This is a genomic window from Ignavibacteria bacterium (assembly GCA_015709655.1).
Lineage (GTDB): Bacteria > Bacteroidota > Ignavibacteria > Kapaibacteriales > Kapaibacteriaceae > OLB6.
In genome coordinates this window covers 2,755,613-2,768,964 of record CP054181.1, presented here as the reverse complement: position 1 = coordinate 2,768,964, position 13,352 = coordinate 2,755,613, and the positions used below count along the sequence as shown (strand labels likewise).

At 51.5% G+C, this 13,352-nt stretch carries 12 protein-coding genes and 1 tRNA gene; 9 read left to right on the top strand and 4 right to left on the bottom strand.

Going from position 1 to position 13,352, the window contains the following annotated elements:
- Nucleotides 1-140: 140 nt before the first annotated feature.
- From HRU79_11210 to HRU79_11200, 3 genes are read left to right on the top strand one after another with little or no spacing between them, the layout of a single operon-like run.
- On the top strand, nt 141-977 hold the full coding sequence (locus tag HRU79_11210) for a purine-nucleoside phosphorylase (GenBank protein ID QOJ27180.1): 837 nt from the start codon (nt 141-143) through the stop codon (nt 975-977).
- Nucleotides 977-2,011: a hypothetical protein gene (locus HRU79_11205; protein QOJ27179.1), complete on the top strand. Its 1,035-nt coding sequence runs from the start codon at nt 977-979 to the stop codon at nt 2,009-2,011. The genes HRU79_11210 and HRU79_11205 overlap by 1 nt, the downstream gene beginning before the upstream one ends.
- On the top strand, nt 2,008-2,952 hold the full coding sequence (locus tag HRU79_11200; protein QOJ27178.1) for a phosphate acetyltransferase: 945 nt from the start codon (nt 2,008-2,010) through the stop codon (nt 2,950-2,952). The genes HRU79_11205 and HRU79_11200 overlap by 4 nt, the downstream gene beginning before the upstream one ends.
- Here HRU79_11200 and HRU79_11195 read toward each other — a convergent pair.
- Nucleotides 2,912-3,811 (bottom strand): Hsp33 family molecular chaperone HslO, encoded by a 900-nt coding sequence (locus HRU79_11195; protein QOJ27177.1) that lies wholly within the window; start codon nt 3,809-3,811, stop codon nt 2,912-2,914. The two genes, HRU79_11200 and HRU79_11195, sit on opposite strands and share 41 nt — an antisense overlap.
- A gap of 83 nt (nt 3,812-3,894) precedes the next feature.
- The gene (mutS, locus tag HRU79_11190) at nt 3,895-6,525 is read right to left on the bottom strand and encodes a DNA mismatch repair protein MutS (GenBank protein ID QOJ27176.1); all 2,631 of its coding nucleotides are present in this window, start codon (nt 6,523-6,525) and stop codon (nt 3,895-3,897) included.
- A gap of 52 nt (nt 6,526-6,577) precedes the next feature.
- Between mutS and HRU79_11185 the strand changes: the two genes are divergently transcribed.
- Together HRU79_11185 and smpB are read left to right on the top strand one after the other, a co-directional pair.
- A tRNA-Ser gene (locus tag HRU79_11185) sits at nt 6,578-6,667 on the top strand.
- A 15-nt stretch (nt 6,668-6,682) separates the two neighbouring features.
- Entirely contained in the window at nt 6,683-7,186 is a 504-nt protein-coding gene (gene smpB, locus HRU79_11180; protein ID QOJ27175.1) for an SsrA-binding protein SmpB, read from the top strand.
- Nucleotides 7,187-7,210: 24 nt separating this feature from the next.
- Here smpB and HRU79_11175 read toward each other — a convergent pair whose 3' ends face one another.
- Complete coding sequence (locus HRU79_11175) at nt 7,211-9,607, bottom strand: endonuclease MutS2 (protein QOJ27174.1); 2,397 nt, start codon at nt 9,605-9,607, stop codon at nt 7,211-7,213.
- Nucleotides 9,608-9,614: 7 nt separating this feature from the next.
- On the bottom strand, nt 9,615-10,061 hold the full coding sequence (locus tag HRU79_11170) for a GatB/YqeY domain-containing protein (protein ID QOJ27173.1): 447 nt from the start codon (nt 10,059-10,061) through the stop codon (nt 9,615-9,617).
- Nucleotides 10,062-10,206: 145 nt separating this feature from the next.
- Here HRU79_11170 and HRU79_11165 point away from each other — a divergent pair, with 145 nt between their 5' ends.
- The 4 genes from HRU79_11165 to HRU79_11150 are packed head-to-tail and all read left to right on the top strand — an operon-like array spanning nt 10,207 to nt 13,340.
- Nucleotides 10,207-10,677 (top strand): carboxymuconolactone decarboxylase family protein, encoded by a 471-nt coding sequence (locus HRU79_11165; GenBank protein ID QOJ27172.1) that lies wholly within the window; start codon nt 10,207-10,209, stop codon nt 10,675-10,677.
- 24 nt (nt 10,678-10,701) lie between these two features.
- Nucleotides 10,702-11,916, top strand: coding sequence for a tyrosine--tRNA ligase (locus HRU79_11160; protein QOJ27171.1), 1,215 nt, complete (start codon nt 10,702-10,704; stop codon nt 11,914-11,916).
- A 2-nt stretch (nt 11,917-11,918) separates the two neighbouring features.
- Nucleotides 11,919-12,620 carry a lipoate--protein ligase family protein gene (locus HRU79_11155; protein ID QOJ27170.1) on the top strand — a complete coding sequence of 234 codons (702 nt, stop codon included), beginning with the start codon at nt 11,919-11,921 and terminating at the stop codon, nt 12,618-12,620.
- Nucleotides 12,621-12,641: 21 nt separating this feature from the next.
- A complete protein-coding gene (locus tag HRU79_11150) occupies nt 12,642-13,340 on the top strand; it encodes a DUF1003 domain-containing protein (GenBank protein ID QOJ27169.1) in 699 nt (232 codons plus the stop codon).
- Nucleotides 13,341-13,352: the final 12 nt, after the last annotated feature.

Sequence of the window (13,352 nt, the reverse complement as noted above, 5' to 3'; positions counted from 1 at the left end):
ACCATATGCCCCTTAGGTTCGCTACCTGAGCTCTCCGAACGTGTCATCCTAATCCATGAATCACTGAATTCAATATTCCGACGATATGTACAGGGTCCTGAGCCGCTCAAAGACATCCATTGCTTCCCTATCTTCGCACCATGAATCACCACACGTATGATGATGTTATCAAGGCTGCCGGTCTGGTAAAGGACACAATTGGCATCCAACCCACCGTTGGTATTATTCTGGGGACCGGTCAGGGGGGCTTTGTTGAGCATATCAGCAACCCCGTCAGCACACCATATCAGGATATTCCACTCTTCCCTGAGAGTACTGTTGAGTCGCATGCCGGACGTCTGGTGAGCGGTATGCTCGATGGTGTACCGGTGTGCGTGATGCAGGGCCGGTTTCACATGTATGAGGGGTATTCACTCCAGCAGATTGCCTACCCTATTCGGGTAATGTGGGCGTTGGGTGTAAAAACACTGATCGTGTGCAATGCCTGCGGCGGAATGAACCCTTTATATCGCCGGGGCGATGTTATGCTTATTGACGATCATATTAACCTGCTGGGTACAAGCCCGCTGGTTGGCCCGAACGATGAACGGTTTGGTCCACGCTTCCCGGATATGAGCGAGCCGTACTCGCAGCATTTGCTAACAATTGCTGAAAAGGGGGCTCTGGAAGGTAGGCATCGGGTGCACCGCGGTGTATTTGTTGCAGTCTGCGGACCCAACCTGGAAACCAGGGCAGAGTACCGATTCCTGCGCACAATTGGTGCCGATGTGGTGGGGATGAGTACAGTCCCCGAGGTGATTGCTGCCCGCCACCTGGGGATGAAGGTGCTTGGCATAAGCATCATCACCGATGAATGCTTTCCGGATTCGTTACAACCGGTGTTGCTGGAAGAAATGCTTCAGGCAGTTACAATTGCAGAGCCTGTTGTTGCCGATATTATCCGCTATGTTGTTCAACATGCTGATAGGAGTGAATAATGAGCCGACTGATTTCAGCATTGGTCCTGACCAGTGTGCTGCTACTTTCTTCATGTTCTCCTGAAGAGCCGTTAATAAATTCGTTTAATGGCAAATGGCGTCTGCTGCTGAGTGGTCCTACGGGGCTTTATACGATCTCGATGCCTGACCAGACTGTTCTGAATCAGACCTGGAAGCCAACCACCGACCTGGGTGCATACCCTGTACAGCAGCTTCGGCAGTATCGCAACGATATTTACGTGCTAACAAAATCCGAAAGCATTACCGTCCTAAACCGAGAGACACTTACTGCCGTAGCCGAGATCAGTCTGTCGGGGTATGGCCATGCGGCCGACATTGCCTTTGCCAATGCAACAACAGCCTACGTTTCATTACCCGATAGCATGGCAGTTGGCGTTATTGACCTTACGGTATTCCAGATCGTACGTACAATCTCTGTTGGAGATTCAACTGCAGGTATTGCCGCCCTGGGGAATCAGATTTGCGTTGCACTGCCACATCAGAACAAGGTAGCCATTATCGACAGTCGGACCAATACGGTCGAAGCACGGCTGGATATTCCGTCAGACGTTCCGTCTTTGGTAGAGGGCGATCCGTTGAACAACGTGTTCTGCGTTGTTTCACTCGGCAAGGGAAAAACGCCTGCATCTCAGGGCGAAGATCCTACCGTACCTTCACTCTCTACGATCAATGTGAGTACCCGGACCATTACGGCAACCGTTGCACTTACGTCCCGTGATTCTGAGGGCCCGTTACAAATTGCCTCCAGCCTTTCCGTTAACAGTAGCGGCTACTGCTACGTTCCTGTTCAAAATGGTCTGCTCCAGATTCAAACCCGAACACCCCGACGTGCCGCCGCAGTTCAGTTCGAGTCATACACCATGTGCTCGTATGATGCAGCTCGCGCCCTGCTGATGTGCACTCACCATGATGAGCCACGACTGACGATTTTCGATGAGTTTGCCGAAAAAAAACTTTATGATGTTGCTATTCCGTTTACGACAAACTGCCGAATCATTGGTTTAGCCCCATGAGCACTCGTGATGATGATCTCCTCCATCGTGCTTCTAAACTGCAGCGCCGGATTGTATTCCCCGATTCATCGGACGAGCGCACTGTCCGCGCGGTGCAGGAACTACAACACCTTGGCGTTGCCATCCCCATTCTGGTTACTCACGATACGCCGATTAGCGAACCTCACCTTGTTGAATATCTTTTGGAACGAAGGGCCGGGAAGGGGCTAACCAGATCAGAAGCCGAACATCTTGCCGTACAACCATTATTTCGTGCTGCATGGATGGTGCATACCGGTGAGGCTGATGCAGGTGTTGCCGGTTCCGTTTCTACCACAGCCGATGTTCTGCGTGCCGGGATATGGACGATTGGAATGGACAGCAGTGTTAGTGTCGTCAGCAGTTTCTTTTTAATGGTTCTTCCTTCCGGCGCAGTGCTCACCTATGCTGACTGTGGTGTTGTTCCCGATCCGACGGCTGATCAATTAGCCGATATCGCCCAGTCTTCAGCGGTAAGCCACCACATTCTCACCGGCGCCGAACCGCGTGTTGCGTTTCTAAGCTTTTCCACTAAAGGATCTGCTCAACATCCGCATGCACAAAAGGTGCGTGACGCGTTCAGGATCTTCTCAGAGAAATATCCCAACATTGTAGCCGATGGTGAACTGCAGGCCGATGCAGCACTGGTTCCGGCAGTTGCCGCACGGAAAGCACCGAGCAGTGCACTGGCTGGTAATTCAAATGTGTTGGTTTTCCCAACCCTGGATGCCGGTAATATTGCCTATAAGCTAACTGAGCGTCTTGCAGGGGCTGCAGCCTATGGACCGGTGGTGCAGGGATTGCAAAAGCCTTTTGTTGATGTCAGCAGGGGGTGTACCTGGCACGACATGGTGCTGACGGCTGCAATTGCCGCCTTGTTGTCTAATTCCGCCGCGCCAGGAGTAACTCCTTCAGTTCCATGAAATCCTGTTCGCTAAGGTGATATCGCTCGTTACAGTACTGGCAAACCAATTCGTTGTGACCGGCCTTTTCCATGCTGACCACTTCGTCATATCCAAGTGTTAACAGCACCCCCTTAAACCGTTCAAGCGAACACCGACAGAAGAAATCAACCGCTGTTTTGTCGAGTATTTCAATTTCACCGGGCAATACTTGTTTTACAATGTCTTCGGGAGAATATCCTTTTTCGGCAAATTCGGTCGGACGTTCCAGCATATCCAAAATATCATAGGTCTTAAAAATATCTTCGGGTCGTGCTCCCGGCATCGCCTGGACCAGAATGCCAACACTCTGGGTGATAAGGTCATTGTGATCAAAGGCAACATCAAGCATAAACACCGATGGTATTTGTTCACTTTGTGTAAGGTAGTGACTCAGGTCAGTCGTTATATCGCCCCGCTCCAGTTCTACAATTCCGGTAACCGGTTCATTCTTGTCATACAGGAAACGCTGCACCTTTAACAGACCTTCGCCTAAGGGGCCGGAGCGCTCAGTTGGATTACTGTTCTTAAGGCAGAAACCACGCACCTCGCCTACCTGGATTGCCTCGGCAAATACCGATTTTACTATTCCGTCGCCGTCAGCAGAGACTGATACTCGTTCCTCGCCCTTTAAAAACGAAGCCATTAGCGTTGCGCCCGACAATGCCCGTGCCAGCAGGAGCGAACACAGGGCATCCAGTCCGTGCCTGCGTTGGGCTGTAACAGCCGCAATCCGGTTCAGTACCACGGCGGCACGGAACAGTCCGTCCTTCGTCATAGCCTTAACAACCCGGTCGCGATCTTTCCACTGTCTGCGTATCTCGTTGGTTTGTTCTTCCATTCGTTCACGTTGAATATATTGTCCAAATAGTTACTTTATTGTCCCGCTGTACAAACACGTCGTATAGCCAAGGTTCACCGGTTTCACTCATCCCGGATCGAGTCTTTTAAATCTGCAAGGGTCTGTAGTGCCTGTAAGGGCGTTAATGCGTTCACATCCAGATCCTGAACACGCTTGCGCAGTTCATCGTCGCGAATTTCAAACATCGTGAGCTGTCCGGCAGACTCAAGCATCCGGCGGTCAACTGCGCTGGTATGAGCTGAGCGTGCCGGATCGTGCTTTCCGGTTTCCAGCTGGTTTAGCACTACTTCAGCTGTCCGCAGTATTGCCGGAGGCATTCCGGCCATACGGGCTACGTGAATACCAAAGGAATGGTCGGCCGAACCCGGAACCACCCTGTGTGTAAAGACCAGGCCTCCTTCTTGTTCAACAACTTCAACCTTAACGTTGTGAATACGTTCAAAGCGGTCAGCAAGGGCAGTAAGCTCATGGTAATGTGTGGCAAATAATGTTTTGGCGCCAACCACTTCGTGCAGATACTCGGCAATTGCCCAGGCAATCGAAATACCGTCAAACGTAGCTGTTCCGCGTCCAACCTCATCAAGCAATATTAAACTTCGCGATGTTGCGTTATGGACGATGTTTGCACTTTCCTGCATCTCCACAAGGAACGTGCTTTCGCCTGCCAGCAGATTATCTTGTGCACCAACCCGTGTAAAAATCCTGTCGGTGATCGGAATGGTAGCCTGTACTGCCGGAACAAAGCTACCGATATGAGCAAGAAACACTATCAGTCCGGCCTGTCGCAGATAACTGCTCTTACCGCTCATGTTCGGACCGGTTAACACCATCAGTTGATGTGTTTCGGTATCAAGCACAATGTTATTCGGCACGTAGCGGGTACCGGCGGGTAGCAGACGTTCGATCACGGGGTGCCGTGCTCCCTGGATGTTGAGCAATGTCCCGGTATGCAGCTCGGGCTGTACATACTCGTACTCCTGTGCAGTACGCGCGTAGCTGTGCAAACAGTCGGCGGTGGCAACAGCAAGTGCTGTTTGCTGTATTGCAGCACAATTGGCAGCCACACCACGCTTTAGCTCCAGCAGAAGCTGCTGTTCCAGTTCAGATACTCGGCCCTCAGCCGAAAGCAGCGTGGCTTCAAGTTTTTTAAGCTCCGGAGTAGTGAACCGTTCCGCATTTGCCAACGTCTGTCGACGTTCGTAATGGGCAGGCGCACTGTCACGCTGAGCCTTACTGACTTCGATATAGTAACCAAAAACATTATTAAACGACACCTTGAGCGTTGGTATCCCGGTATCGGCACGCTCACGATCCTGAAACTCCTTAATCCATTCCTTACCATGTGCCATCGCATCGCAGACCGAATCCAGTTCGGCACTGAAGCCCGCATTAAACATCTTACCGCTGCCAAACTGAACCGGCGCAGCGTCAGATAACGCCGCCGAGATCATGTGAACAACACTGCTGTGATCATGAACATCGGCACATACATAGTGCAGGGACGGGAAGGGGCTAAGCATCTGCATGATATCCGGAATTACTCTCAGACCATTACGCAGAGCCACCAGATCGCGTGCTGTTGCTCTGTCAGTTACCACTCTGGCAATAAGCCGTTCAATATCCCCAACCTGCGCGAACAAATCGCCAAGGTTATACAGATGCCGGCTTCCGTTCAGGAGTTGTTCAACAGCGTGCTGCCGTTGAACGATAGCGTCTTTATTGATCAGTGGAGCCTGCATCCACCGTCGGAGCAATCGTGCTCCCATTGGTGTTCTCGTCCTGTCCATCAAGTCAATCAAAGCCCCCTGCCGTTCACCCGGTGAGCCTGGTTGGTGGATTTCAAGGTTTCTGCGTGTTGCGGTATCCAGCACCATCACGTCGGACGTGTTGATGGTACGGAGTGTTGTGATATGCGTCAGTGATCCGCGCTGGGTTTCAGCTATGTAATGCAGGATCATTCCGGCAGCGATCATCGCTGGTGAATCATCAGTGAGACCGAAACCTTTCACCGATGTTGTGGAAAAGTGTCGCAGAACCGTTGTCCGCGCAAACTCGGTATCAAACAGCCACGACTCGAGTTTGCTGACGGCTGCACGTGGTGTAGCGGCCCGCAAAACCGGTTCCCAGATTTCCTTTTGCTCCTTGTTCACCAGCACTTCTGCGGGAGCGTAGCTTTCAAGCAGACTCAATACTCCACCATCCGGTACATCGGCAGCCATAAAGACCCCGGTAGAAACGTCGGCAAAAGCAATCCCCCAAACAGCGATGGTTTTTCCGTTAGCCTTACTTGCAAGCGGAACCAGGGCGCACAAGAACGTATTTGCCGAATTCTCCAGCAACTTGTCGTACATCACAACACCCGGCGTAACAACCTCCACTACGCCGCGCTTTACAATCCCCTTTGCCTGCTTTGGATCTTCGAGTTGCTCGCACACTGCCACCCGGTAGCCCGACCGTACTAACTTTGGCAAGTAATTATCCAACTGGTGATGGGGGAAGCCGGCCAGTGGCGTCTCACCTGCCGCCCCGTTGTTCCGCTTGGTTAACGTAATACCACACGCAGCAGCCGTGGCAATGGCGTCATCGCCGAAGGTTTCGTAAAAATCCCCCAGCCGGAACAGGAGTATCGTGTCCGGATGCTTCTCTTTTATTTGCCTGTACTGGCGTGCTAATGGTGTTTCTTTTGCCGACATTTTATGAAAAATAACCAACGTACCGTATCTTGCACATTCTTCTTTACACCCCGGAGGGGTGGCCGAGTGGCTGAAGGCAACGGTTTGCTAAACCGTCATAGGGTGTTAAGCTCTATCGAGGGTTCGAATCCCTCCTCCTCCGCACTTTCCACAATCAATGCCCTGCGCACAGCGTGGGGCTTTTGCTTTGCAAACCCAACCAACACGAACCGAACGAATTATCGTTACGAACCGCAAGGCGTTGCACGAATACGAGATTCTGCAACGGTTTCAGGCGGGCATCCAACTTACCGGCACCGAGGTGAAGAGTATCCGTGCCGGCAAGATAAGTCTTGCCGAGGCGTATGCCACATTCCCCTCGCGTACGTCGGACGAGCTTCTGCTGCTGGGGATGCATATCAATCCGTATGATTTCGGAAACCGGGAAAACCACGAACCTATGCGACCCCGTAAGCTTCTGCTGCATCGGCACGAGCTTCACCGTCTGCGAATAGCAACCGAGGAAAAGGGGCTTACCATCATTCCTCTTTCGGTTTTCTTCTCGGGTCCGTTTATCAAGGTTGAACTTGGTGTTGCCCGCGGGAAGAAACTGTATGATAAACGCGAGTCTATCAAGGAGCGCGACGAGAAGCGGCGAATGAACAGGGACGAACGCGATTAAGGGAATACCGTCCGGTATAGCCCCCTATAGCTCCACAATGGTTACGCCGTCGCCGCCCTCGGGAATACTGCCCAGTCGGAAAGAACGAATCCCGTGTTGCTGCTCCAAAAAGCGGTGCACGACCTCCCGAAGCGCTCCCGTTCCCTTACCGTGGATGATACTTACAAAGGGCAGGGACCGAACCACAGCACTGTCCACAAACACTTCAAGCGCTCGCAATGCTTCTTCAGCACGCTGACCACGCAGGTCCAGCGTCATCGCCGGTACTGCCACCTTCTCTGCTTCCGTCGAACTCCTGACTGCCGCCTTTCGCTTGACGGGAGCTTGTGCTTTCTCCGACGTCGGTTCCAGCTTGGCACGTTGTACCCTCATCGTGATACCGTTAACATGCACGACTGCATTCCCCTTGGCATCGATAGCTTCAACAGTACCAACAGAGGCTGTTCCTTCGATACGCACCATGGTACCAACAGTGATGTCTGTATCGGTAGCAGAGCTGTCGGTGTTACTGTGTTCGCCCTTTTCTCTATGCGTAAGCTGCTGCCGCTTCTCGTTAAAGGCAGTTTTGACTTCGGCAATACTCTTTTGTTGTTCCCGTATCTCGCGAATCGTGTTTTCAATTAACGCATTAGCCCCTTCCAAAATTTCAGCTGCCTTGATTCTGGCTGATTCAATTTCCTTGCTTTTTTTAGCTTTTAGGTCTGACAGCCGTTCTTCGTATTCCTTTCTCAGTTTTTCGGAAGCCTGATGTTCTCTGGCCGCCTGAAGAGCATGCTGTTCCGCTTCGTTCCGAAACTGTTGCATTGCGCTGATACTTTGTTCCAGCTCATTGTGACGGTTGCCCAGATATTCTTGTGCACGACGCAGTACTACCTCTGGCAAGCCAACTGTTCGTGACAGGTCAAATGCATACGAGTTTCCGGGTACACCATACAGGAACCTGAATGTTGGCTGCATCCGTTCTTCGTCAAACGCAAGTGAAGCGTTCGTAATACGGCTGCTGGTAAGTGCGTACTGTTTCAGCGAACTCTGGTGTGTTGTAACAACAAAGCAGGCACCGCGCGCCAGAGCTGAGTCCAGGATGCCGGCAGCCAGCGCCCCTCCCTCTGCAGGGTCAGTACCGGCGCAGATCTCATCAATAAGAATTAAGGCTTCGTGATCACATTCCGACAATACATCCCGCAGCCGGATAATCTGGGAAGAAAATGTACTCAGGTTGGCATCAATGCTCTGGTGGTCTCCGATGCTTGTGTAGAGTCGGCGCAGCGGACACACACAGGTACCCAGCGGAAAGATGCCGCTCATTGCCATGGCAAGCGACAATCCTATCGTCTTCATCGCTACAGTTTTCCCGCCTGCATTTGGTCCGGATATCAGTATTCCGCGCACGTCACCGCCAAGCCTGACGGTAAGCGGAATAATAGTTTCGTGCGAGGATTTCAGTGTATCATTCGTCGTCCGAATACCCATTGCCTGGTGCATAAGCAGCGGATGACGAACGTTGGTCAGCTCGATCATATCATCATCCACAATAATGGGCATTATACCGCCGTAGTACCGCGCATACCAGGCACGGGCAAAAATGGTATCAAGTTCCACCAGAATGTCGGCCGTGGCTTCCAGTTCGTCGCATACACTACCAACCTCTGCCGTCAACATCGTAAGGATGTTGATTATTTCGCGTTGTTCCCTGCCCCGTAATAACGCCAGGTCGTTATTCAACTCATAGGTTTCAGCCGGTTCCAAAAAAACTGTCTGCCCGGAGCTGCTCATCCCGTGAATAATGCCATTAACGGCACGCTTATTCTGTACCTGTAGCGGTAGAACAAAACGTCCGTCCCGCTGTGTTACAAACTCTTCCTGAAGCAGCTCTTCCTCGCCAAATTTGCGAAGAATCTGCCGCAGCCGCGAGCGCAGCCTGCCTTCCAGCTGATGGATATCTGCGCGAATGGTGCGTAGTTCGCGCGATGCTGTATCCCGGACTACGCAGGTTTCATCGATTGCCTCGGTAATGTGCTTTTCAAGTATCCTGTTGTCGGCAAGGAATTGGGTAAGTGTCCGCAGTCCTATGGTAGCCCCTTCTTTCTCTGCACAGAATCGCTTCATCGTGCGCGACGCAACGAGGGCCTCTGATACATTCAGCAGTTCCGGAGCACTCAGATAGTTACCTGCAATCCGGGCGCGTTTCAGGAGGGCAGAAATATCCGGGAACTGCTCAAGCGGAATGCTGTCACTGGTTACAATAATGTTTACTGCCTCGTGAACCTGCAGAAGCTTTTCGTTCAGGATAGCAGTGTTGGGTAAGGGGCTAAGGTTTCGGACAGCATCCGCCCCCATCGGCGTAACGCAGTAGGTGCTGATTTTTTCAAGGACTGCTGGAAAGTTCAGCTCACTGAGCGCCGTGGATGCAAGGTCAACCATTATCTCGTTAACCAAGCAGCTCTTTAACCACAGCCTGAATCGTACTACCGTCAGTACGACCTTTCAGTTGCTTTACAGCCACACCCATCACCTTTCCAAAATCGGATGGGCCGGTTGCTCCAACGTCGGCGATGACACCACGGATGGCATCGCGAACCTCGTCAGCAGATAGCTGAGACGGCAGGTAGCTCATCAGAATATCAAGCTCCTGTTGTTCCTTGGCGGCAGCTTCGGTACGGCCGGCATTGGCATATTGTTCAATCGCGTCGCGACGTTTTTTAACAGCTGAGTTCAGGATTTTAAGCTCATCATCGGAGGTCATCTCCCGGTCAACACCACTTTTTTCGAATTCCAGGATGGCCGCCCTTATAGACCTCAGTGTTTCTAATCGCAGCGTCTCGCGTGCCTTCATTGCTTCCTTGATGTCGGCGTTAATTTTGTCATTTAAGCTCATACCGCAAAATTAGCGAACTATCGGTGTTTGCAGTTAGCCTGAATAATGGCTTAGCCGGAACCGTGGACAACGTTTCGTATCGGATGATGACCTCTGTCCTTTGCTATTGTTCCTAAGTTTGCGTATTCATACTTCGAGATTTCCTATGGAACAACGACTTGATTACAAGGCTGCTTCACCTGAAGCTTTTAACGCCATGATTGCACTTGAACAGAGCATTCATGCATTTGGTATCGAGAAACCACTCCTTGAACTGGTAAAATCACTGGCATCCATCCTGAACGGGTGTGCATGGTGTTTGGATATGCATACCAAGGATGCACGGGCAATGGGCGAGACAGAACAGCGGTTGTATCTGCTCCCGGTATGGCACGAGGCACACTGCTATACCAGCAGAGAGCGGGCAGCGCTGGAATGGACAGAAGCACTGACTACCGTTGCCAACTCACAGTCGGTTTCCGACGACGTGTATAACCGTGCACGTGCTGAGTTCAGCGAGAAGGAACTCGTCAACCTCACCATGGCTGTTATAGCCATCAATGGGTGGAACCGTTTGAACGTGGCTTTCCGCACCACCGTCGGTGCGTATGTGAGCTCCTATTCCAAGCATGCCTAAGCCCCGTTCACCTTATTGAGCAATATGACTGTTTCAGAACAACTATCCGTCGTTAAACAGTACGCTGTTGACGTTTTGCCGGAAGCCGAACTGCACACGAAGCTGGAGCGCAGCATCAAAACCGGAAAGCCACTGCGAATAAAGCTGGGCCTGGATCCCAGCCGGCCGGATATTCACATTGGTCACGCCGTTGTTCTTAATAAACTTCGACAGTTTCAGGATCTTGGCCATACCGTTGTGCTGATTATCGGAGACTTTACGGCAATGATCGGTGATCCAACCGGAAAGAGTAAAACGCGCCCGGCACTCACACTTGAAGAAACCCGAGCGAACGGCAAAACCTACGTTGATCAGGCACTCCGCATCCTTTCGGGTGATCGGCTTGAAGTGGTCTATAACAGCGAGTGGCTCGAAGCACTGTCGTTTAAACAGATTATCGAACTTGCCTCCAAATACACCGTAGCGCAGCTTCTGGAACGTGACGATTTTACAAAACGGTACAAGAGTGGTGTGCCAATCAGCGTTCATGAGTTCCTCTATCCACTGTCGCAGGCGTACGACAGCGTTGCTATACATAGCGATGTAGAGCTCGGCGGTACCGATCAGAAGTTTAATCTGCTTGTGGGACGTGAGGTCATGCGTGCATACGGCCAGGAACCGCAGTGTATCCTAACCATGCCGATATTGGAAGGTACCGACGGCGTAGAAAAGATGAGCAAGTCGCTGGATAACTACATTGCAATTACCGATACACCACGCGACATGTTCGGGAAAACGATGAGCATCCCCGATTCATTGATCACCCGGTACCTTGAGTATGCCGTGTTTGCTCAGCCCGCACACGTGGCGTTGGTTGCAAAGGGACTGGCCGATGGTACACTCCACCCAAGAACCGCAAAGGTTGAAGTAGCCAAAGGTATTGTTGCCAAGTACCACGGACCCCGGGCTGCCGATGAAGCACTGGCCGAGTTTGAACGCGTTTTCGTTCAGAAAGATGTACCGGACGAGATACCGGACTTTAAACTTCCTGACGGCACTACAGTGATAAATATCATTACTGCTCTCTCTGATACCGGTAGTACTGCTTCTAAGAGTGAGGCACGCAGACTGGTACAACAGGGTGGTGTTCAACTGGATGGCGAAAAGATCACCGATATCAACGCTGAACTTACCGTACTATCACCACGCATCCTTCGCGTTGGGAAGCTAAAGTTTTACCGTCTGCTCCCTGGCAACTAACCATGGAAATCCCGTTTGACGGCCCCGCAACCGGCAGCCAAAACATGAGCAAGGATGTTGCGATGCTCGATGCACCGATTACCCATGGCATATACCGGTGGCGCACCTACACCTGGCATCCGTGGGCCCTCTCGCTGGGTAAACACCAGGACATCGCTGCCATTGACGCCGTGGCTGCCCGCCGTTATTCCATTGATGTTGTTCACCGCCCTACCGGTGGTCGTGCTGTACTCCATGCCAACGAACTAACGTATTGCGTTGTTGCTTGTGGCAAACCTCAAGAGGTGTATGCCAAGATCCACCAGACGATTCACAAAGCCCTGATACAGGTGCTGGGCGATAATGGGTGGCTGCTGGAGTTTGATACCGTCGGACACGATTTGCGCTCACATTACGCATCTGGCTCTGACCTGGGACAAGCCTGTTTTGCTACCAGTGCAAAATCTGAGATTATGGTAAACGGACGCAAGGTTGTAGGTAGCGCGCAGCGGGTAGTCAATGGCATCGTTCTTCAGCATGGTTCCATTTTATGCGGCCCCGAGCATCTTCTCCTGTCTGAACTCATGCCAATCCCTGATGAGCGCAAGACCATCTTTAAAGCTGCACTTCAGCGAAGCAGCATTTCGTTGTCGGAAATTGCTGGGTACGCCATTACACCGGAAGATGTTGCCAAGGCGTTGAGCAGCATCCAGCCGGATCAGTAAACACAAGAATTCGGAGGCACCATGGTAATAAGTTCGGTTTCGGGAACTGCACTTCAGAATTATGAGGCTGTGGCTGGTAAGGATATTAAGCCGGAACTCCTTGAGTTTATCCGATGCTCGCATCCTGACATTACATTGGACGGCTGGATCAGCATGAAGGAGCTGAACACATTCCGACGGTTGTATATGGTACATCTCATCCAGCAAAAAACCGAGGAACTGTCCGACGTGGATATCGAGGTAATCCAGGCAATTACCGGAAACTCCGTCATTGCTGATAATATCGAACCCGGTATCGATGCGTCACTGTCTCTGGGACAGCGCATTGCCGACAGAATTGCAGATTTTGGGGGTAGCTGGACGTTCATCCTGTCATTCATGGGGTTTATCGTTCTTTGGATGATAGTCAATATTTGGTTTGTTACAGTCCATCCTTTTGATCCCTATCCGTTTATTCTGCTGAATCTGGTTTTGTCGTGCCTTGCGGCAATTCAGGCTCCCATTATCATGATGAGTCAGAACCGGCAGGAAGAAAAAGACAGAATGCGTTCTGAACATGACTATCAGGTGAACCTAAAGGCAGAGCTCGAGATTAAGCTGCTGCATGAAAAGGTTGACCACATCCTGCTTCAGCAACGGAAGCAACTCGATGAAGTACTTCAGCTTCTGCAGTATTGTCGTCCGGCTGACAGTGCGGAAGGGCGACAGACGGGACAGTAACAACAATGCCTG